Source organism: Kutzneria sp. CA-103260, from assembly GCF_018263855.1.
Taxonomy (GTDB): Bacteria; Actinomycetota; Actinomycetes; order Mycobacteriales; family Pseudonocardiaceae; genus Kutzneria.
The window spans coordinates 4,977,869-4,998,201 of the sequence record NZ_CP073318.1 but is presented as its reverse complement, the minus strand read 5'-3'; the positions used below and the strand labels follow the sequence as shown (position 1 = coordinate 4,998,201).

Annotated in this window: 13 protein-coding genes; 7 read left to right on the top strand and 6 right to left on the bottom strand. The window is 71.5% G+C overall.

From position 1 onward, the window contains the following. The first annotated feature begins 80 nt into the window (after positions 1–80). A complete protein-coding gene (locus JJ691_RS21575) occupies positions 81–1,076 on the top strand; it encodes a helix-turn-helix domain-containing protein (RefSeq protein WP_211770527.1) in 996 nt (331 codons plus the stop codon). Here JJ691_RS21575 and JJ691_RS21570 read toward each other — a convergent pair. The 5 genes from JJ691_RS21570 to acnA all read right to left on the bottom strand — a co-directional run bounded on the left by JJ691_RS21570 (position 1,060) and on the right by acnA (position 9,971). Further along, positions 1,060–4,953, bottom strand: a complete 3,894-nt coding sequence (locus JJ691_RS21570) for a S8 family peptidase (protein WP_211770526.1) — start codon at positions 4,951–4,953, stop codon at positions 1,060–1,062. The genes JJ691_RS21575 and JJ691_RS21570 overlap by 17 nt on opposite strands. A 189-nt stretch (positions 4,954–5,142) precedes the next feature. Then, positions 5,143–5,781 carry a lamin tail domain-containing protein gene (locus JJ691_RS21565; protein WP_211770525.1) on the bottom strand — a complete coding sequence of 213 codons (639 nt, stop codon included), beginning with the start codon at positions 5,779–5,781 and terminating at the stop codon, positions 5,143–5,145. 480 nt (positions 5,782–6,261) lie between these two features. After that, complete coding sequence (locus JJ691_RS21560; protein ID WP_211770524.1) at positions 6,262–6,441, bottom strand: hypothetical protein; 180 nt, start codon at positions 6,439–6,441, stop codon at positions 6,262–6,264. 125 nt (positions 6,442–6,566) lie between these two features. Further along, positions 6,567–6,869, bottom strand: coding sequence for a helix-turn-helix transcriptional regulator (locus tag JJ691_RS21555; protein WP_306291386.1), 303 nt, complete (start codon positions 6,867–6,869; stop codon positions 6,567–6,569). 333 nt (positions 6,870–7,202) lie between these two features. Next, positions 7,203–9,971, bottom strand: a complete 2,769-nt coding sequence (acnA, locus tag JJ691_RS21550) for an aconitate hydratase AcnA (RefSeq protein WP_211770523.1) — start codon at positions 9,969–9,971, stop codon at positions 7,203–7,205. Positions 9,972–10,176: 205 nt separating this feature from the next. Between acnA and JJ691_RS21545 the strand changes: the two genes are divergently transcribed. Then, complete coding sequence (locus tag JJ691_RS21545) at positions 10,177–10,869, top strand: ATP-binding cassette domain-containing protein (RefSeq protein WP_249228098.1); 693 nt, start codon at positions 10,177–10,179, stop codon at positions 10,867–10,869. Further along, the gene (locus tag JJ691_RS21540; RefSeq protein WP_211770522.1) at positions 10,866–11,507 is read left to right on the top strand and encodes a hypothetical protein; all 642 of its coding nucleotides are present in this window, start codon (positions 10,866–10,868) and stop codon (positions 11,505–11,507) included. Before JJ691_RS21545 ends, JJ691_RS21540 begins: the two co-directional genes overlap by 4 nt. 9 nt (positions 11,508–11,516) lie before the next feature. Here the strand turns inward: JJ691_RS21540 and JJ691_RS21535 are convergent, their stop codons facing one another. After that, a complete protein-coding gene (locus JJ691_RS21535) occupies positions 11,517–11,765 on the bottom strand; it encodes a hypothetical protein (RefSeq protein ID WP_211770521.1) in 249 nt (82 codons plus the stop codon). Positions 11,766–12,423: 658 nt separating this feature from the next. Here JJ691_RS21535 and JJ691_RS21530 point away from each other — a divergent pair. Genes JJ691_RS21530 through JJ691_RS21515 form a run of 4 tightly spaced genes read left to right on the top strand, consistent with a single transcriptional unit; the run spans position 12,424 to position 20,226 of the window. Further along, positions 12,424–13,926: a VMAP-C domain-containing protein gene (locus JJ691_RS21530; RefSeq protein ID WP_211770520.1), complete on the top strand. Its 1,503-nt coding sequence runs from the start codon at positions 12,424–12,426 to the stop codon at positions 13,924–13,926. Continuing rightward, on the top strand, positions 13,923–14,969 hold the full coding sequence (locus JJ691_RS21525; RefSeq protein WP_211770519.1) for an AAA family ATPase: 1,047 nt from the start codon (positions 13,923–13,925) through the stop codon (positions 14,967–14,969). The genes JJ691_RS21530 and JJ691_RS21525 overlap by 4 nt, the downstream gene beginning before the upstream one ends. Beyond that, positions 14,966–19,015 (top strand): SAV_2336 N-terminal domain-related protein, encoded by a 4,050-nt coding sequence (locus JJ691_RS21520; protein WP_211770518.1) that lies wholly within the window; start codon positions 14,966–14,968, stop codon positions 19,013–19,015. The genes JJ691_RS21525 and JJ691_RS21520 overlap by 4 nt, the downstream gene beginning before the upstream one ends. A gap of 29 nt (positions 19,016–19,044) precedes the next feature. Then, complete coding sequence (locus tag JJ691_RS21515; protein ID WP_249228097.1) at positions 19,045–20,226, top strand: SLC13 family permease; 1,182 nt, start codon at positions 19,045–19,047, stop codon at positions 20,224–20,226. Positions 20,227–20,333 lie beyond the last annotated feature (107 nt).

The following is a 20,333-nucleotide window of genomic DNA, read 5'->3' as shown; positions in this document are numbered from 1 at the left end:
CGGGGCGGCGGAACGCCGATCACCGTCGCACGCGGCGTGAAGGCGGTCAAGCCGCCGCCGGGGTGCGGGACCATACCGGCATGTCGGACATCATCGGGCTCAGCGCGGCGGAACTGCTGATGTACGAACTGGTGATCGACGGCGGTCCGATGACCGCGTCCACCATCCGGAGCAGCTCGCGGCTGTCACCGGCGCAGGTCCGCACCGGGCTGCGCACGCTGCGCCGGCTGGGGCTGGTGGCGCTGGAGGCGGAGACCCCGGTGCGCTACTCCGCCGTGTCCCCGGACCTCGCCATGGTCCCGCTGCTGCTGGCGGTGGAACGGCAGCTGGTCGAGGCCAGGCAGCAGACCGAGCGGCTGGCCCAGAGCTACCGCGCGGCCACCGCCGACCGGCATCCGCGTGACCTCGTCGAGGTGGTGCACGGAGCCGAGGCGATCTCCCGCCGGGCCGACCAGGTGATGCGCGGGGCCCGGCACACGGTGCGGTTCATCGACAAGCCGCCCTACGCGCAGCTGCAGAGTTCGCTGCACCCGGTGGAGGCCGAGCTGCTCACCCGGGGCGTCACCGTGCAGGGCATCTACGACCGGGAGGGGCTGACGCTGCACGACCTGCACACGGACCTGGAGGCGGGACTGGAACTCGGCGAGCAGGCCCGGGTGATCGCCGACGCGCCGACGAAGATGATCATCGCGGACGACTCGCTCGGGCTGATCCCGCTGCGGGCCACTCCCACCGTGATGGAGAGCGCCGTCGTGGTGCAGCAGTCGGCGCTGCTGACCGCGTTGGCGGCGCTGTTCACCATCCTCTGGCGGGACGCGGTGCCGCTCGCGCTGCTGGGCACCCCGTCGAGTCCGCGCGACGGGGTGCCCAGCGAACAGGACAAGCGGCTGCTGGCCCTGCTGACCACCGGCATGCCCGACCGCAGCATCGCCAAGCAGCTGGGCCTGAGCTACCGGACGTTCCAGCGCCGCCTGCACGCCCTGATGGCGGCGCTGGACGCCGACACCCGTTTCCAGGCCGGTCTGCGCGCGGCCGCCCGGGGCTGGGTGACGGTGCCGGTCAGCCGGCGGCGCTGACCGGGTACGCCCGCTGCACGGTCTGGGTGACCGTGTTGCCCGCGCTGTCCCATGCCTGCGTGCGCAGCCACACGAAGCCGGCCGTCGGGTCGGCGACGACCACCGACCAGACCTTGCCGTCGGCGGACGGCGTCACGGTGGCCTGGTTCCAGGTCGTGCCCTCGTCCGTCGAGTACGACACCCGGACCCCGAGCACCGGCCCGGCGCCGACCGCCCCGGTGTGCGAGCCGGCGGTCAGCTGGAAGGTGAACGGCCGCCCGGCCGGCGCGGTGTCGTCGAGCCCGAGACCGAACCGGTAGTTCAGCCCGATCAGCGGCTGGAACGAGCACGCCGCGCCGGTGAGGCAGGCGTAGCCGGTCGGCGGCGGGTTGTTCGACCTGGCCGAGGCGAACCGCCAACTGGTGTCCACCCTGGTGGCGGTGCGGAACAGGGCCGTGCTGGCCGCGCCGACGACCGGCGGCGTCGCCAGCACGTCGGTGACGTCCAGCCGGTAGGTTCCCGGCTGCGCCGACAGCTCGTAGACCGGGAACAGCGCGTACGGGTCGGAGGCGTTGGACCTGGGGATCTCGGTGGCGCCCGCGTACAGGTGCGCGGTGGTGGTCGTGAAGTACGCGCCGTTGTCGAACGGGCTGGTCACGTGGCCGGGCGCGGAGTCGGACCACTGGAGGTTCGGCACGAACATGTCCGGGTCGGAGCCACCCCGGCAGCCCGCACAGGTCTGCCGCCAGGCGGCGCCGACGTCCGGATAGCGGGCCGGGTTGTCCGGGGTGAGCTCCGGGGCACTGCTGTGCATCGGCGCCTGGAACCAGTCCTCGGCCGGACGTCCGGTCTCGCCGGCTCGATATCGGTCCAGGGCGTACATGGTCAGCGCTCCCTGGGGCGCGGACAGCGTCACCGCGCGTTTCCACACGGTCAGGTCGTCGCCCGGCCCGACGTATTCGGTCCACGCGCCGGGGACGGGCATCTTCACGCCGGCCTGGTATTCGGTCACCCAGCGGCCGGTCGGGAAGGCGTACCACTGCTTGGTGGCGGTCAGTCCGGGCAGTTCCGCGTGGTAACGAGTGGGAATGGCGACCAGTGAGTGCGGATCGGCGATCCGCGCCTGATTCTGATCGATTCCGTTGGGATCGAGATAGCTCAGGTCGTACATGGCGTCCGGGCTCCGCCGCACGGTCAGCGTGATCACGCCCGGCTGGTTCCACAGCCCGGCGCCCTCGTCGCGGCTCAGCGCGAGCACCGGTAGGGACGCGCTGGAGACGCCCGCGACCGGCAGCGCCCCAGGACTGTCCACATAGCACACCAGCGCCGCCGCGCCGGCTTGCGCCGCGGCGGTCGCGGCCTGTGCGGCGGCGGCCGAGACCAGGGCGACGGCGGCCGCGCCGGACGACCCGGCCGGCTCCGGGATCCGCACGAGCGCGACCTTGCCCTTGGCGACGCTGTAGTCGGAACCGACCGGCACGACCGGCAGTTGACGGTCGCCCGACCACTTGGCCTGCATGCTGTACGAGTCGTAGAGGGGATGCAGCGCCGTGGCCCCGACGCGGAGATCGACCGCGGCTGTCTGCAAGGTGTCGGTGTCCTGCAAGCTGATCACGCCGTTGTGGGTGGCCGGCGCCGGGGTGGCGTAGACACGCCAGTCCTTGGCGCCGGCGGCGATCGCCACTTCGGCCATGTATCCGGACCCCCTCCCGGACGGCAGCGCACGCCGCAGCGCCACCATGCGGTCGCGCTGTTCGGTCGGTGTCGCGGCGCTGACCGTCACCGGCACCGCGGACCGGGCGTCGAGAGTGATGTCGGTGCCCGCCTTGACACTCACCTCTGCGGCCGACAGGGCGGTCCACCGCCGGGACGTCAACCCCTGTTCGGTGACCGTCGCCAGCGCGGAGTAGGTCCCAGCGGGAACCTGCGCGGTGGCCGTGCCGCCGGAGACCGTGAGCAGATAGCCCGGCTGCTCGGTGTACGGGTCGTTGCCCAGCGTGGTGGCCGCGGTGTCGCTGATCAGCTGCACCAGCCCGCTGGCGGCGGGATTGCCGGCGGAGTCGAGCACGTGCACGGTGACGGGGTGCATCATGGGCGCGTCGTAGATGTCGATGACGGTCCGCACAGCCGTGCCGCCGGCGGTCGCCGTCACGATGCCGCCGTACACACCGGGATCACCGGCGTTCGGGTCCGCCGTGAGCGTGGTCGTCGCGGTGGACTTCGCCGGCACGGTCAGCGAAGTCGTGCCCAGGGTGAAGTTCGTGGCCGGCTTGCCGGTCCACGCCTTGGCCGACACCGACAGCGTGAGAGTGACCGGGCTGCTGCCCCGGTTGGTGTAGCCGAGGGTGCGGACGAGCTTCGGCTGCACGGCGCCGGCACGGGGTGTCCGGCCGAAGCTCACCGTGGCGGTGCCGCTCACCGGCTGGCTGATCGCGCGGGCGATGTCCAGCCGACCCGCGCCCTGCTGGTACCAGGCCAGCCCGTCGTCATGAGCACTGCTCACCAGGGTCTGCTTGAGCTGCGCCGCCGTCCAGTCGGGGTGCTGCTGGAGCAGGATGGCCGCGCCCCCGGTGACGTGCGGCGTCGCCATCGAGGTGCCCGACGCGGCGGTGTAGTAGTCGTCGACCGGGTCGCCCATCGAGGTGCCGGCCGCCCGCGCGGCGACGATGCTGACCCCCGGCGCGGCAATCTCCGGCTTGACTGTCGCGTCACCCAGCCGCGGTCCCCGGCTGGAGAAGGCGGCGAGGGCGTCCTGCTTGGACACCGCGCCGACGGTGAGTGCGTCGGCCGCCGCCCCGGGTGCCTCCACCGACAGGTCACCTGGACCGCTGTTGCCCGCCGCGACGACGAACAGCGCGCCGGTCTGCTCGGTCAGCTGGTCCACCAGCCGGCTGATGTCGTCCGTGCCGTCGGTCGGCCCGGCGCCGAGGCTGAGATTGATCACCTTGGCCCCGTGCTCGGCGGCCCACTCCATACCGGCCATCACCTGCGAGTCGGTGCCCGACCCGGACGCGTCGAACACCTTGGCTATCACCAGTTTCGCGCCCGGCGCGATGCCCCGGTACCGGCCGCCGGACGCCTTGCCGGTGCCGGCGATGATCGACGCCACATGCGTGCCGTGGCCGTAGCTGTCGGTGACACCGGGGTCGGTGGTGAAGTTCGCGGCGGCGACCACGGCGCCGGCCAGGTCCGGATGGGTCAGGTCGATGCCGGTGTCCACGATGCCCACCGTGGTGCCGGCGCCGTCCAGACCGGCCGCCCAGGCGGCGGGCGCGCCGACCTGGGGCGCGCTCTGGTCGAGGGTGACGTGCGCCTTGCGGTCCAGCGCGATGTGCGTGATTCCCATGCCCAGCGCCGGTTTCGCCGCACCGGCCGGCGGCGCGACCGCCCGCCAGAAGTCGGCCGCGTGCGCCCGGTCCACCCGCATCCCCCGTGCCGGCAGCGCGGGAATCGCGACGCCTTGCTGGGCCGCGGGCGGTGCGGCCGCCGGCAGCATGGTCCGCGCCGGATAGCTGACGATCACCGGCAGGCTGCGCGCGGAGGCGTCGTCGAGGCCCTCGCGCACGAGCTCCGTGACGTCGAACAGCGCGCGGTCCACCTCGCCCGCGGCGATGGCGGGCACCACGTCGGTGGGGAACACGTAGGAATCGTCCGATGTGGACATCGTCTGGAACGCGACGCCCGCCCGGTCCGGCGCGGCCGCCGGCTCGACCGACAGCGTGTGGTGCCCGCCACCCAGATCGGTGTAGTCCACGACGTCGCCGGTGATCAACGTCACCCGGTGGGACACCGGTCGTGGCGCGGTGGTCGGCGTGGCGGCCGCCGGCGGCGACAGGACCGCGACCGGTGGCAGCGCGAGCAGTGCCGTGGTCAGCAGGATGCGAACGGTTCGGATCATCGAGACCTCACTCTCCGGCGCACGGCAGGGTGTGCCACCGGGAACAGGGAAACCGTGCCCAGAGAATGAGGTCCTTCGGTTACGGACGGTACATCTTCCTGCGGCGCGTGGTCGTCGGTGGCGACACGACGCCACGCAGGCCGAAGCCCGGGTCATCCGATCGGACGACCCGGGCCCCGGTGGAGCCGATCAGTTCATCGCGCCCGGAGTCCTCTGGTGCAAGGAGAAGTCCTGGCGGTTGTTGTCGGTGTCGGTGCTGAGAATGTCCCGTGCGGAGGACGCGCCCAGCACTGCGGTCGCCTGGCTCTGCGGGGTGGCGGGGGTGCCCTCGCGCGGTGTGATCGCGGTCGTCGAGAAGCTCACGCCGTCAGTCTTGATCCCGCTCGGGTTGAACATGGCGACACCGCCGTTGTCCGGGATGCCGACGGTGGTGCCGGGCACCGCGAGCGGCAGCACGTTGGTGGGGTCGGCCACCGTGCCGCCGAAGGTCGGGCCGGTCAGCACCAGGAACTGTCCAATGTTGTCCCTCGGCGAGAGCACGATGCCCGCGGGCACCACGATCGTGGCGACCGTCCGGTTGGCGGCGTTGTAGACCCGCAGCTGCCACCCGCTCAGGTCCATCGGGGAGTTGTTGACGTTGCGGACCTCCACGAACTCGTCCAGCGGGCCGTTCGGGCCGACGGTCGCGACCTCGTTCACCACGACCGTCTGCGACACCTTGGGCGTCGCCGGGGTGTTGGTCGCCGCCGTCGCACTCGGAACGCCCGCGGCGGTCACGGCGAGTCCGGCGATGACCAGCGCGGCGGCGCCGTTCAGCAATCGACGCATTTCATTTCCCTTTCACAGACTTGTGATGGATGAGGTCGGCAATTTCGAGGCGTCGGGTCGTAATTGCCGGCCTCCGGATCCATCCTGCGACGTCTGTAAATTTTGGGTAAGGGGCCAGTTTTGCGCGCGTTACACCGAATGCTGTGTGATGTTGTTCGGCGAATCAATTGTTGTGTTCGTCCGGTGTGTGTGAACGACATGTGAAATCACGGGCATTGTCGAAGGTGTTGTCGCTGGCAGCGTCGCGCGCCGTTGGTCCGCTCGCGCGGCGCGGCGCCGGACGACCACGAGCGCAGTCGGACCCCTCGACTGAGTCGACCGCGTCAACGATGTTGCCGCCCGCGTCGACCAGTCCACGCCCGATCCGTCGATGCGCGGGACCACCAAGTGCGTGGTGACTGTGCCGCCGAAGTCGACGCCGACGACCAGCGGGAACGCGCCGGGATCGAGGGTTGGGCCGGCGAGCGTGGCGGCGCTGCCTCAGGTGTGCCTGCGTACGGCCCACCCGGTGAGGTCGACCGATGTCGCCGAGTGGTTGACCAACTCGACGAACCCGGTCGGCCCGGCGGCCGGTTCGGTGACTCGAACGGCCGCGGAGATGTGAGTGACGGTGCTGTCGGTGGCGTGTGCCGGCGTCGCGATCGTCAGCGTCGCGAGCACGACACCTGTTGTCGTGGCAAGAATCCTCGTTCGGTCGCCCAGGTGCCGGCGGTCGCCTGGTCCGGCCGCGGTCGGCCGGGGCCACGGCGCCGGTCGGGCGGGCAGGGCGGCCCTGACCGGCGGAGTCAGTCGAGGTTCTTGCGTCGCTGGTCCGGAATGTTGCGCGAGCGCCGGGCGGCCACCGCGGCGCTCTCCCAGCGCTCGGCGGGACAGCCGAGCACCTCGCTGAGCCAGTTGCGCCAGTACGGTCCGGGGATGCGCTTTCCGCGCTCCCAGCGCGAGACCTCCTCCCTGGTCACCCCGTCGTTGCCGGACACCCCCGCCAGTTGGTCGGCCAACTCGTACTGAGTCAGCCCGTGTTGCCCCCGCAGGTGGATAATCAACTCCCCGATGGACAGCTGAGTCCGCATTCCCGTGCCGCCGACCACGGTCAACTCCCTGCTGCATGTGGCAGATTAGGGTATCCATGCACGCCACATGCCCGCCGCGCGTGGATCGTTTCGGATCTTATCCACGGCGTGGTGGCCGTAGCTACGGGCGGTACACGGATTTCTCAGTGAGTCTGACGATCTCGGTGACGGTGCCGGCGTGGAACTCGAACGCAATAGCCGGAATGGAGTAGAAGTAGCCTCCAGATATGCGTGTCCGCTGCGCGCGCGTATGCACAACCGGCGTCGCGGCGGTGATGTGATCATCGGCCCGCTGACACGGCGAAGGGCCGCCGCCGAGGATTCCGGCGACGGCCCTTCGGGCTGCTCAGGTCAGCTGTTGACCATCTTGCGCAGCACGTACTGCATGATGCCGCCGTTGCGGTAGTAGTCCGCCTCGCCGGGGGTGTCGATGCGCACCACGGCGTCGAACTCGACCTTGGCGCCGTCCACCCTGGTCGCGGTGACCTTGACCGTGCGCGGGGTCGAGCCGTTGTTCAGCTCGGTGACACCGGCGAAGTCGAAGGTCTCGGTGCCGTCCAGGCCCAGCGACGCGGCGTTCTCGCCGGCCGGGAACTGCAGCGGCAGCACGCCCATGCCGATCAGGTTGGAGCGGTGGATGCGCTCGAACGACTCGGCGATGACCGCGCGCACGCCCAGCAGGCTGGTGCCCTTGGCCGCCCAGTCGCGCGACGAGCCCGAGCCGTACTCCTTGCCGGCCAGGATCACCAGCGGCACACCGGCCTCGATGTAGGCGGCCGACGCGTCGTAAATGGTGGTCTGCTCGCCGTCGGCGAGGAAGTTGCGGGTGAAGCCGCCCTCCACGCCGTCCAGCAGCAGGTTGCGGAGCCGGATGTTGGCGAAGGTGCCCCGGATCATCACCTCGTGGTTGCCCCGGCGGGAACCGTAGGAGTTGAAGTCCCGGCGCTCGATGCCGTGCTCGGTGAGGTACTTGCCGGCGGGGGAGTCGGCCTTGATGGAGCCGGCCGGCGAGATGTGGTCGGTGGTGACCGAGTCGCCCAGCAGCGCCAGCACCCGGGCGCCGTTGATCTCCGTGACCGGGGACGGCTCCAGCGCCATGCCCTCGAAGTACGGGGGCTTGCGCACGTAGGTGGAGTCCGCGGCCCACTCGAAGGTGTTGCCGGTCGGCGTCGGCAGCGACTGCCAGCGCTCGTCGCCCGCGAACACGTCCGCGTAGTCCTTGGTGAACATCTCGGCGGTCACCGCGGTGGCGATGACGTCCTGCACGTCCTGCGGGGACGGCCAGATGTCGGCGAGGTAGACGTCCTTGCCCTCGCTGTCCACGCCGATCGGGTCGCTGGTCAGGTCCAGGTCCATGGTGCCGGCCAGCGCGTAGGCCACCACCAGCGGCGGGCTGGCCAGGTAGTTCATCTTGACGTCCGGGTTGATCCGGCCCTCGAAGTTCCGGTTGCCGGACAGCACGGACACGATGGCCAGGTCGTTCTCCTGCACGGCGGCGGAGATCTCCTCCGGCAGCGGGCCGGAGTTGCCGATGCAGGTGGTGCAGCCGTAGCCGACCAGGTTGAAGCCCAGCTTGTCCAGGTACGGGGTCAGGCCGGCCTTCTCGTAGTAGTCCATGACGACCTTGGAGCCCGGCGCCAGGGTGGTCTTCACCCACGGCTTGCGGGACAGGCCGCGCTCGACCGCGTTCTTGGCCAGCAGCGCCGCGCCGATCATCACCGACGGGTTGGAGGTGTTGGTGCACGAGGTGATGGCCGCGATGCCCACGTGGCCGTGGTCCAGCGTGGTCTCGGTGCCGTCCTCCAGGGTCACCGACACGACCTTGCGCGGGCGGGCGCCGTTGGCGGCCGCGTTGTGCGCCGGGGCGTCGCTGGCCGGGAACGACTCGTCCAGCTCCTCGTCCACGTTGTCGTCGGCCTTGACGTAGTCGCGCACGTTCTGCTGGAAGCGCTTCTTGGCCTCGGCCAGCTCGATGCGGTCCTGCGGGCGCTTCGGGCCGGCGATCGACGGCACGACGGTGGCCAGGTCCAGCTCCAGGTTCTCGGAGTAGACCGGCTCGCGCTCGTCGGAGTGCCAGAGCCCCTGCTCCTTGGCGTACGCCTCGACCAGCGCGACCTGCTCGGCGCTGCGGCCGGTGAGCTTGAGGTAGTCCACCGTCTCGCCGTCGATCGGGAAGATGGCGCAGGTGGAGCCGAACTCGGGGCTCATGTTGCCGATGGTGGCGCGGTTGGCCAGCGGCACCGCGGACACGCCGGAACCGTAGAACTCGACGAACTTGCCGACCACGCCGTGCTTGCGCAGCATCTCGGTGATGGTCAGCACCAGGTCGGTGGCGGTGGCGCCGGCGGGCAGCTCGCCGTGCAGCTTGAAGCCGACGACGCGCGGGATGAGCATGGAGACGGGCTGGCCGAGCATGGCCGCCTCGGCCTCGATGCCGCCGACGCCCCAGCCCAGCACGCCGATGCCGTTGACCATGGTGGTGTGGCTGTCGGTGCCGACCACGGTGTCCGGGTAGGCCACGCCGTTGCGGACCATCACCACGCGGGCCAGGTGCTCGATGTTGACCTGGTGCACGATGCCGGTGCCGGGCGGCACGACCTTGAACTCGTCGAAGGCGGTCTGGCCCCAGCGCAGGAACTGGTAGCGCTCACGGTTGCGCTCGTACTCCAGGTCCACGTTGCGCTCGAAGGCGTCGGGCCGGCCGAAGATGTCGGCGATGACCGAGTGGTCGATGACCAGCTCGGCCGGCGCCAGCGGGTTCACCTTGGCCGGGTCGCCGCCCAGCTGGGTGACGGCCTCGCGCATGGTGGCCAGGTCCACCACGCAGGGCACGCCGGTGAAGTCCTGCATGATCACCCGGGCCGGGGTGAACTGGATCTCGGTGTCGGGATCCGCGCTCGGGTCCCAGCTCGCCAGCGCACGGACGTGGTCGGCCGTGATGTTCGCACCGTCCTCGGTGCGCAGCAGGTTCTCCAACAGGATCTTGAGGCTGTACGGCAGGCGCTCGGCGCCGTCGACCGCGCTCAGCCGGAACACCTCGTAAGAGGCGTCACCGACGGTGAGCGTGCCACGGGCGCCGAAGCTGTCCTTGCTCGCAGGTGCAGTCACGTCAAACTCCATCGTGCGACGGCGCTGGTCAGTTCGGGAACGTAGGGACCGAGTGTCGCGCACCTTGGTGGGGTGCGCCGCCGGACCCTGCTCGGGCTTAACAGTACGCTTGTCCTGTATTCGGCTTCAAGGGGGGTCGGCCACGGTGGGCTTCGCGAGCTCGCTCACGTGAATCTCTCATCACCTGTGCCAGGATCGGTGATCGGGAGGGGTGGCCTTGATCACGGTCGACGGGGTGTGGATGCGCTACGGCCGCGGGCCGATGGTGCTCAGGGGCGTCGACGCGGAGCTCGCGCCCGGCACGGTCACGGTGGTGCTCGGCGAGAACGGCTGCGGCAAGTCGACGCTGCTGCGCATCGCCGCCGGCATCACGGTGCCCAGCACGGGGGCCGTCCGGGGTCGGCCGCCATCGGTGTCGTACCTGCCGGAGCGGTTCCCGGACCAGCTGCGGCTGTCGGCGCGGGCCTACCTGCGGCACTTCGCCCGGATCCGGCGGCTGCCCACCCGTAGTGAGCTGCTGGAGCGGCTCGGCTTCGCCGGCGATCTGGACCAGCCGATGTCGGAGCTGTCCAAGGGCAATGCCCAGAAGGTCGGCATCACCCAGACGTTCGGCTGCACGGACGGCTTTCTCGTGCTGGACGAGCCGTGGGCCGGGCTGGACGTCGCCGCGCGAGCAGTGCTCAGCGAGCTGGTCCGCGAGGCGGCGGCATCCGGTGCCACGGTGCTGGTGACCGACCACACCGGCGCTGCGGCGAAGCTGCCGGGGGCGACCGTGCACCAGATGAGCGAGGGGCAGCTTCGACCGGTGGCGGAGGTCGGTTTTGTGGAGCTCGTCGTGACCTGCACGTCGGAGGCGGTCGACCAGGTGGCGCAGCTGCCCGGTGTGCAGTCGGTGCGGAGGATGGCGTGATCCGCTACCTGCTCGCCGACCTGTTCAAGTCGCAGCGGTGGCTGCCGCCGGTGTTCGTGTACCTCGCCGTGGCCGGCATTCTCTACGGCGGCGATCCCGGCACGCCCCGGCCGCCCTACGGCGTGTCGGAGATGGCGTTGTTCCCCTTGGCGGCGTGGCTGACCGTGGTGCTGGTCAACAACGAGGACCCGGTGCAGCGGCACGTCACCCTGGCCGCCGTGGGCGGGTGGCGTCGGCTGCTGGGCGGTCTCGTCGGGGCGGCGGCGGTGCTCAACGGCGGGCTGGTGCTGGTGGCGACGTTCGTGCCGGCGTTGATCCACCATCACCCGTACGCGGTGTCCGACGTGGCACTCGGGTTCGTCGCGCACGTGATCGCCGCCGTGACCGGTATCAGCCTGGGGCTGCTGTGCGCGCGGCCGATGATCCCGACCACGGGGTGGTCGCTGGTCGCGGTGGTGGGCGTGGCACTGGCGCTGCTGGTGGCGAACCAGTTGCCGCCGGTGGGGGCGATGGCGCATCTGCTGTTCGACACCGCGCCCGTGTCGGCGCCGGCGGTCGCCGTGCAGGTGGCGGTGGCGGCTGTGGTCGGCGCTGCGTGCGTCGGCGTGGTGTACCGCGTCGGGCGTCGGCGGTTCTAGCGGTGATTTCTAGTTGGGCTCGGCGGACAACTGGCTGATCCGTTGCGGTGACAGTCCGAGCACCCGGGCGGCATCTCGTTTGGACAGCCCAGTGGCGAGCACGTGTTGGACCAGCTTGCGTGACGCCGTGGCGGCCTTGCGTTGTGCGTCCTCGGCGAGCCGCTGCTGTCGGCGGGCATCCTCGAACTCCACGGCGAGTTCGTCGGAGAGGCGGTAGACGATGTCGACCACGAACTCCGAGGGGGCGATCCCCAGCATGGCCACCCCTTCGGCAGGCACTGCCATGCGTTCGCCGATCGACTTGACCACTGCGAGCGCAAATCTAAGTGGGCTGGCCGTCGACATCTCACCCGTCCAGACGATCGGGTGATCTTGCTCAAGGTCACGGTCGGCAGTGCGGCCCGCATGGGCCGTTTGGGCCAATACGGTGATTGGACTGGTCCCTTCGCGTCCTGGGGCGCAAGGTCGCCCGCCGACGCGCCGACAACCTTGTCAGGGAGCAAATCGCCAACCACGAGGGAGGCGACCGTGAGCAGGTCGAAACATGAGCCGCGGCCCGACATGCCGGCGCCGGATCTGCCGATTCCGTACCCGCGGCGGCCGGTGCAACAGCGCTGACCAATCGCGGGGCGGCGTGGTTGGCGTGCGGGCCACCGCTTCCCCTTCACCAGGTGGCCCGCACGCCGGCTCGTCGGCGGGGCTGACGCTGCTCTCCGCTATGAAGTGGCAACGTAGCGTGGCCTGGATACCCCCGGGGCGTTCTGTCACCCGAAGTGCCCAATGGTGCTGGTCGTCCGTGCCATTTGACGCAGACGGGCGGCCCCGACCCTGGTTAGCCTTGCCCGCGACGGGGCCGGACGACCGGCGGCGACCTACGATGGCCCGGCGAAGATCGTGAGCGACGGGGGAGGCGCGCGTGGGCTCTGCTGGCCGGCCGCAGTTGCCGGAGCACGTGCGCAACCGGTTGGTGGCGCTGTTGCTCGAGGTGGAGGACCTGCGCGAGCTGGGCACCCGCGGCCTGCTCGTGTCCGAGTTGCGCAACCGGTTGGGCCCCGGCTTCGAGGTGCCGATCCACAACAGCGACCGGCTGTACACGATCGCCCTGGTCGAGGAGTGCCAGCAGCACTACGGGGGCCTGCGCAAGCTGGTGGACGCGCTGCGGCTGATCAGCCCGGGCCACTACCGCGTGGACGAGGCGGCGGAACTGGTGGCCTCGCACATCCCGCTGGAGATCCTGCACGCCGCCGAGCGCGCGGACCTGCGCAAGCTGCTGGCGGCGCTGACATCCGAGGTGGACTCGGGGAGCCTGTACCGGGCGGCGGTGGGGCCGCTCGCGCCGCAACTTGAGTCGGCCCCGAACGACCTGCTCGGCGTGGTGGACGAACTCGTCAACATGATGACGCCGCCGGGACAGCTGCCGCCGCTGCTGGTGTTCGTGGAGTACCTCGCGGCCGCTGTGGACGGTCGCGGTCAGACGGCGCAGGCGTTGCGCCGCTGGAACGCCGACGTGGTGCGGCGCTGCGAACTGCCGCCGCAGCTGCTGGCCGCGGCGCGGGAGAGCGCGCACTTCCACACCAGCAAGCCCGCCGGGCGTGCCTCGCTGCTGGTGCAGATCGAGGAGGACGGCCTGGACCACAACCGGTTCCAGGTGTCGGTGTGGCTGTGGCTGGACACCGACAGCCAGACGCTGGCCCGTGACGACCGGTCGTACCTGCTGGACGAGATCCCGGACGTCATCGACCGCGCGCTGCTGGACTGCGGCAGCCTGCTGGTGTCGGACTCCGTGGAGCCGATGGTGGAGTTCATCCTGCCGCACCGGCTGCTGGTGACGCCGGTGGACAAGTGGCTGATCACCTCCGGCACGCCGTTCCGCAGCCGGCTGGGCGTCTACTACCCGGTGGTCGTGCGCAGCCTCGACCGCCTGCGCACGACGTCGCTGCCGCTGCGCCAGCAGTGGCGCGCGAAGTGGCGCTGGCTGCAGGAGCACAGCGGCCTGCACCCGGAAGCGGCGGTCCGGTGGATGGCCGACGAGGACGGCCGCGATCCACAGCGGCTGTACCGCGAGCTGTCCGGCGACCAACCCGTGGCGGTCGCGTGGCCGGGCCCGCCGCCGCCCGGGCACCAGGAGGCGGACTCCGTGCTGGGCGCGGCGGTGTGGGCCGGCACGCCGGTGGCGCTGTGGTGCCGTGAGCACCACGGCGAGGGCGGTCACCTCCAGCTGACCGACATGCTCGCCCACGGGCCGCTGCCGCGGCTGCCCGACCACGCGCTGCGCGCCCGCAAGGAGGCCGACGCCCCGGGCGCCGCCGACGACCACTGCGGCAACCATCTCAGCCTGCTCTGGGACGACCCGTCCCGCCTGCCCGAGCCGCGGTTCGGGCTGTCCGCACCGAGCTCAACGGGAGGATCCCCACCATGACCGGGGACGAGGACTGGCTGATCTACCGGGGCGCCGGCGAGCCGCACGACGGCATCGACCGCCTCCCGCCGCCACCGCGGTGGCGGGAGTTCGGCGGCCTGCCCCTCGTGGAGCCGAGGCTGGGCGTCGACGGCTCGGGTGGGCGCAAGCTGGGCGAGCAGGAGCGCGCCATCACCTACCGCGCGGACAGCGAGGTCACGGAGATCGTGAACGCGGCGCTGTACCTGCGCCGCCCGCTGCTGGTCACCGGCAAGCCCGGCACCGGCAAGTCCACACTGGCCTACAGCATCGCCCACGAGCTGAAGCTGGGACCGGTGCTGCGCTGGCCGATCACCAGTCGGTCCACTCTGGAGCAGGGCCTCTACCGCTATGACGCGGTGGGGCGACTGCAGGACGCGAGCCTGCGTCAGAACGGCACGCGTCCGTTGTTGCGCACGGGGAGCGGGGAGTCGCCGGCGCCGCCGAGCATCGGGCGCTACATCCGGCTGGGCATGCTGGGCACCGCGTTGCTGCCGCAGGCGCGGCCGCGGGTGCTGCTGATCGATGAGATCGACAAGAGCGACGTGGACCTGCCCAACGACCTGCTCAACGTGTTCGAGGAGGGCGAGTTCGAGATCCCCGAGCTCACCCGCCTGCCCGACGACCAGGCCGCGGTCGAGGTGATGATCGCCGACGGCACCGACCGGGTGGCGATCCAGCGCGGCCGGGTGCGCTGCCACGCGTTCCCGGTGGTGGTGCTGACCAGCAACGGCGAGCGGGACTTCCCACCGGCGTTCCTGCGGCGCTGCCTGCGGGTGGACATCCGCACCCCGAACCGGCAGCAGCTGACCGACATCGTGGCCGCGCACCTGGGGCCGGAGACGGTGGCGGCCAGCGAGGACGTGATCGAGCGCTTCCTGGAGGACCGCCGGGTCGGCGACCTGGCCAACGACCAACTGCTCAACGCCATCTACCTGGCCGCGTCCGGCGGCCGACCGCCCGAGGAGACCCGGGCCCGGCTGCTCGACGCCCTGTTGCGGCCGCTCAGCCAGCCGGGCCAATGAGGCTGGAACGGCTCGTCGACGCGCTGGCGGCCGCTCAGGTGGACGTCACCGGCGAGGAACTGGCCGACGCCGTCTGGCTGGCCGGGCACCTCGGCGACGCCCGGCCTCGGGGCACGGGCGAACCGGCTCCCGAGCGGGAGCCACTGCCGCCGCCGGTGGAGCCGGCGGAGCCGGCCTCGCCCACCGGTGGGGAGACGGAACCCCAGCGGCGCTTGGGAAGTCGGCCGTCGCCGGGGGCCACCGAGGTGCCGGCGTCGTCCGCGGCCATGCACCTGCCGGGGCGTGGCAGCCAGGTGGACGGCATGACCGGACTGACCATGCTGAGTCCGGCGGCGCCGGCGTTGCCGGACATGCTGCGGCTGTCGAGGGCGCTGCGGCCGCTGAAGCGGCGCGTGCCGGATCCGCACCGGATCATCGTCAACGAGCAGGCCACCGCCGACCAGATCGCCGACACGGGACTGTGGCTGCCGGAGTGGCAGCCGGAGATGACGCGGTGGCTCGACGTCGCCCTGGTCGTCGACGCCGGGCCGTCGATGCGGATCTGGCAGCGTGCGGCGACGGAGCTGCGGGTGTTGCTGGAGCGCATGGGGGCGTTCCGGGACGTTCGGGTGTGGGAGATGGACAGTCGGGAGGACGAGCCGCGGCTGCGCCGGCCGGGCGCGCCCAGTCGCAGTCCCCGTGAGCTGATCGATCCGAGTGGTCGCCGGCTTGTGCTGATGCTCAGCGACTGTGTCGGCGAGGCGTGGCTTTCCGGTGCCATGTCACGGTTGTTGGCGATGTGGTCGCAGTCGGGGTCGGTGGCGATCGTGCAGCCGCTGCCGCAGCGGCTGTGGCATCGCACGGGCGTGGTGCCGGTTCCGGTGCGGCTGCGGGCCTTCGAGTCGGGGCTGCCGTTCCGGCGGTTCGAGTTCCAGCCGCGCAACCAGGGCTTCGGCGCGCCGCCGCCGGCCGGGATCCCCATCCCCATCATGGAGTTGTCGCCGCGGTGGATCGGTCGCTGGGCCTCGCTGCTGGCCGGCGAGAGCCGCGGCTGGGTCGACGGCATGGTGGTGCTGGCCGGTGGTGAGCTCGGGTCGCGTCCGGAGTGGATGGTCGACGTGCCACCGGATTCGCCGCTGGAACTCGTGCAGGCGTTCCGCGCGACGGCGTCCCCCACCGCCTTCCGGCTCGCGTCGTACTTGGCGACAGCGCCGCTGAACCTGCCGGTGATGCGGCTCGTGCAGGCGACGATGCTGCCGGAGTCGGGTCCGGCGCACCTGGCGGAAGTCTTCCTGGGCCAGCTGCTGCACCGGATCGGCCACGACCAGCCGGACGAGGACCCCGACGAGGTGCAGTACGACTTCCGCAAGGGCGTCCGGGAGACGCTGCTGGGCACCCTGCGCCGGGACGAGGCCATCCGGGTCTTCGGCGAGGTGTCGAGATACGTCGGCAGCAGGATGGGGCAGCCGCTGGACTTCGCGGCGATGCTGGCCGACCCGATCGGGGGCGACGGACCCCGGCTCGCGCCGAGCAGCATGGCCTTCGCCCGGGTGCTGCACACCGTGCTGGAAGCGCTGGGACCGCCCTATTCGAACGCGGCCCGCCGGTGGAGCCAACTGCTGCCGGCCCCGGAGGACGACACGTCCACGGGCATGGTCGAACTGACCACTTTGGACGGAACCGAGACGGAAACGGAAACGGAGGTGGTGGGCGAAGAGCAGGACAGCGCGGAGCGGTTGGCGTCGCAGATCTGCCTCAGCTACCACCCCCGGGACTATGCCTGGGCGGAATGGCTGCGGTGGGAGCTGGACCGGCTCGGCTACGCCGTCGTGATCAGGCCGCTGTCCGAGGCGTCGACCCCGGACGGCCTGCGCCGGCTCGCGGCGGAAGCGTTGGAGCACGGCCGATACGTCATCACCGTGATCTCCGCGAGCACGGTCGCGCTGCCCTACGCCGGTGAGTCGTGGCTGCAGGCGTTGATCGACAGCCCCGGAAGTCGAGGCCGGGTGCTGGCGGTGACCATCCACGCCGGCCTGCTGCTGGCCGAGATGGTGGACCGCATCGACGGCGTCACCTTCGAGGGCAAGGACGCCCGCACGGCGCTCAGCTCCATTGTGGACTGCCTCGGCCGGGTGGCCGCCCGACCGGCGCGCACCACGCCGCCGGAGGTGCTGCGGTTCCCGCCGCCGCCGTTCCCGGGCGACGACGCGCATGTCGGCGATTCGGACAGCCAGGGGCCGGTGTGGGTGCTGGCCGAGATCCGCTCGGGCGGCCGGTCCCTGCTCGCCCGCGGCGGCGCGGACGGCGCGGTGCGGCTGATCGACGTGGCCAGCGGGCAGACCGTGCTCAACCTGGAGGGCCACATCGGCCCGGTCCGGGTGCTGGCGGCCATCCCGGCCGCCGAGAGCGAACACGGCATGATCGCCAGCGGTGGCGTGGACGGCATCGTCCGCACCTGGGACCTGGACTCCGGCGCGCTGCACCGGGAGACCCGGTTCCTGGAGGGCGAGGTGTGGGCGCTGGCCACGGTCCGCGTCGGCGGCCGGATCTGCCTGGCCGGCACCGGATCCGGGTCGATGATCCAGCTCTGGGACCCGGACAGCGGACAGCGGCTGCGCACCCTGGTGCGCGGCGGCAGCCGGGTGTGGGCGCTGACCTCGGTCGAGGTCGACGGCCGCGAGCTGCTGGCCAGCGGCGGGGCCGACGGCACCATCCGGCTGTGGGACCCGGAGACCAGCTCGGTGCTGCGCACCATCCAGGCCCACCGCAGCACGGTGTGGGCGCTGACCACGATCGCCGTCAACGGCGAGTCGCTGCTGGCCAGTGGCGGCGCGGACGGCATGATCCACCTCTGGCGCCCGCGCAGCGGCGCTCTGGTCAACTCGTTCGTCGGGCACGTCAGCACCATCCGCACGCTCGCGGTGGTGCCGACCGAGCACGGCGACCTGCTGGCCAGCGGCAGCGCCGACAGCACGGTGCGGCTGTGGAACCCGCGCACCGCGCGGGACGGCGTCGAGCACCGGTTCAGCCACCACACCGGCGAGGTGTGGGCGCTGGCCCCGGTCGAGGTCGAGGGCCGAGTGCAGCTGGCCAGCGGCGGCGTGGACGGCACCATCCGGCTCGCCGACCCGGTCACGTTCCAGACCGACGAGTTGCAGTCGGTGCGGTCCAGCGCGGTGTGGGCGCTGACGTCCGTGCTGCTGCCGGACCGGACGCTGCTGGCCAGCGGGGCGCTGGACGGATCCGTGCACCTGCACGAGCTGTCCGGCTTCTCCGAGGAGCGGACCCTGCGCGGGCACCGCAGCACGATCCGGGCCCTGGCCTCGGTGCCCGGTCCGGGCCGGGTGCTGCTCGCGACCGGGTCGTCGGACGGCACCGTGCGGATCTGGGACGCCGACAGCGGGGAGCACGTGTCCACCAGGGCCGAGCACACCGGCGAGGTGTGGACCGTGACGCCGCTGCTGCTCGACGGTGAGCGGTTCATGGCCAGCGGCAGCGCCGACGGCACCATCCGGCTGTGGCCGCTGGACCGGGCCGAGGAGTCGCAGGTGCTGCGCGGGCCGGCCGCCGAGGTGGTGTCGCTGGCCGCCCTGGACGGCGCCCGGGGTCCGCTGCTGGCCAGTGCCGACAGCGACGGCCGGGTGCTGCTGTGGGATCCGGCGACGTGCGAGTTTCTGGGCACCTTCGACGACGGCCTGGCCGGCGTGGTCACCCTGACCGTGGTCGACGGCCGGCTGGCCGCCGGCTGCCAGGACGGCACGATCGCCGTCGGTGATCCCGGCGACCAGGTGCGGCTGGTGATGGACAGCGGCCTCGGGCATGTCGGCGCCCTCGGGCCGGTCCGGGTCGGCGACCGCCGGCTGCTGGCCAGCGGCGGCTTCGGCGGGTTGGTGCAGTTCTGGGACGTGCGCACCGGCGAGCTCGTCGGCGAGTACCAGGCCCATGGCGGCACCGTGCGCGCCCTGACCCGGGTCCGCGTCGACGGCCAGCCGCTCGTCGCCAGCGCCAGCGACGACGGGGACTTCCTGCTCTGGGACCCGCAGAGCCGGATGCGACCCCGGTCATGAATGTCGTGCGGAGAAAGGACAAGAGGGCCGTGCGGCTGAGGCTGGACGCGCTGGACTGGGTGGCGGTCGGGCTGCTCGCGCTGGGGCTGGTGTTCCTGGCCAGCGGGCTGCTGCCGGTGGCGCAGGCGCAGGGCACGCTGGCGCGGATCGGGCCGATCCTGGTGTTCCTGGGCGCGGTGATCGTGCTGGCCGAGCTGACGGCCGAGGCCGGGGTGTTCGACACCATCGCGATCCGGCTGACGATCCTCGCGCGGGGCGACTTCGTGCTGCTGTTCGTGCTGTGCGTGCTGTTCGCGGCGATCACCACCGCGACGTTGAACCTGGACACCACGGCGGTGCTGCTGACGCCGGTGATGCTGGCCGTGGCCAAGAGGTTGGGGATTCCCGGGGCGCCGCTGGCCATGACCACGGTGTGGCTGGCCAACACCGCCAGCCTGCTGCTGCCGGTGTCGAACCTGACGAACCTGTTGGCGATGAACCGGGTGGCGCTCAGCGCGCCGGAGTTCGCCCAGCGCATGGTGCTGCCGGAACTGGCGTCGGTGGCGGCGACCGCGGTGTGCCTGTGGATCTTCTACTGGCGGCGGGGCCGGCGGGGCGTGGACCGCTACGAGCCGCCGGCGGCGCCCAAGGCCGCCGATCCCGTGCTGTTCGCCATCTGCGCCGCCGCCTGCGTGATCTTCGTCGCCGGTGTGGTCACCGGCCTGGAACTGGCCCTCGTGTCGCCGGTGTGCGCCGGTGTCGTGGTGATCGCCTTCGCCGTGCGCAAGCGGGGTTCGCTGCGCTGGGGCCTGCTGCCGTGGCGGCTGCTGGTGTTCGTCACCGGGCTGTTCTTCGTCGTGCAGACGATCAGCGACCACGGTCTGGCCGGCGTCATGCAGGCGGTGATCGGCGGCGACAACGGTCCGGGCGGCGTGTTCCGGGCCGCCGGCACCGGGGCCGGGCTGTCCAATGTCCTCAACAACCTGCCCGCCTACACCGCGGGGGAGGCGGTGGTGCCGGTCGCCAACCACAACCAGTTGCTCGGGCTGCTGATCGGCACGAACGTCGGCCCGATCGTCACGCCGTGGGCCTCCCTGGCCACGCTGCTGTGGTACGAGCGGTGCAGCTCTGCCGGGGTGAAGATCGCCTGGCCCCGGTTCCTGCGCACCGGCCTGGTCACCGCCCTGGCCTGCCTCGCCGCGGCCACCGGGGCGCTGGTGCTCACCAGCTGACGACCGCGCCGGGTCGGCCACCCGGCGACGGCCGGCTGATCAGGCTAATTTTTGGTCTAAACCATGCCCGGCTCTTGCTGATCGTGATCGGGTCACTACAGAGTGGC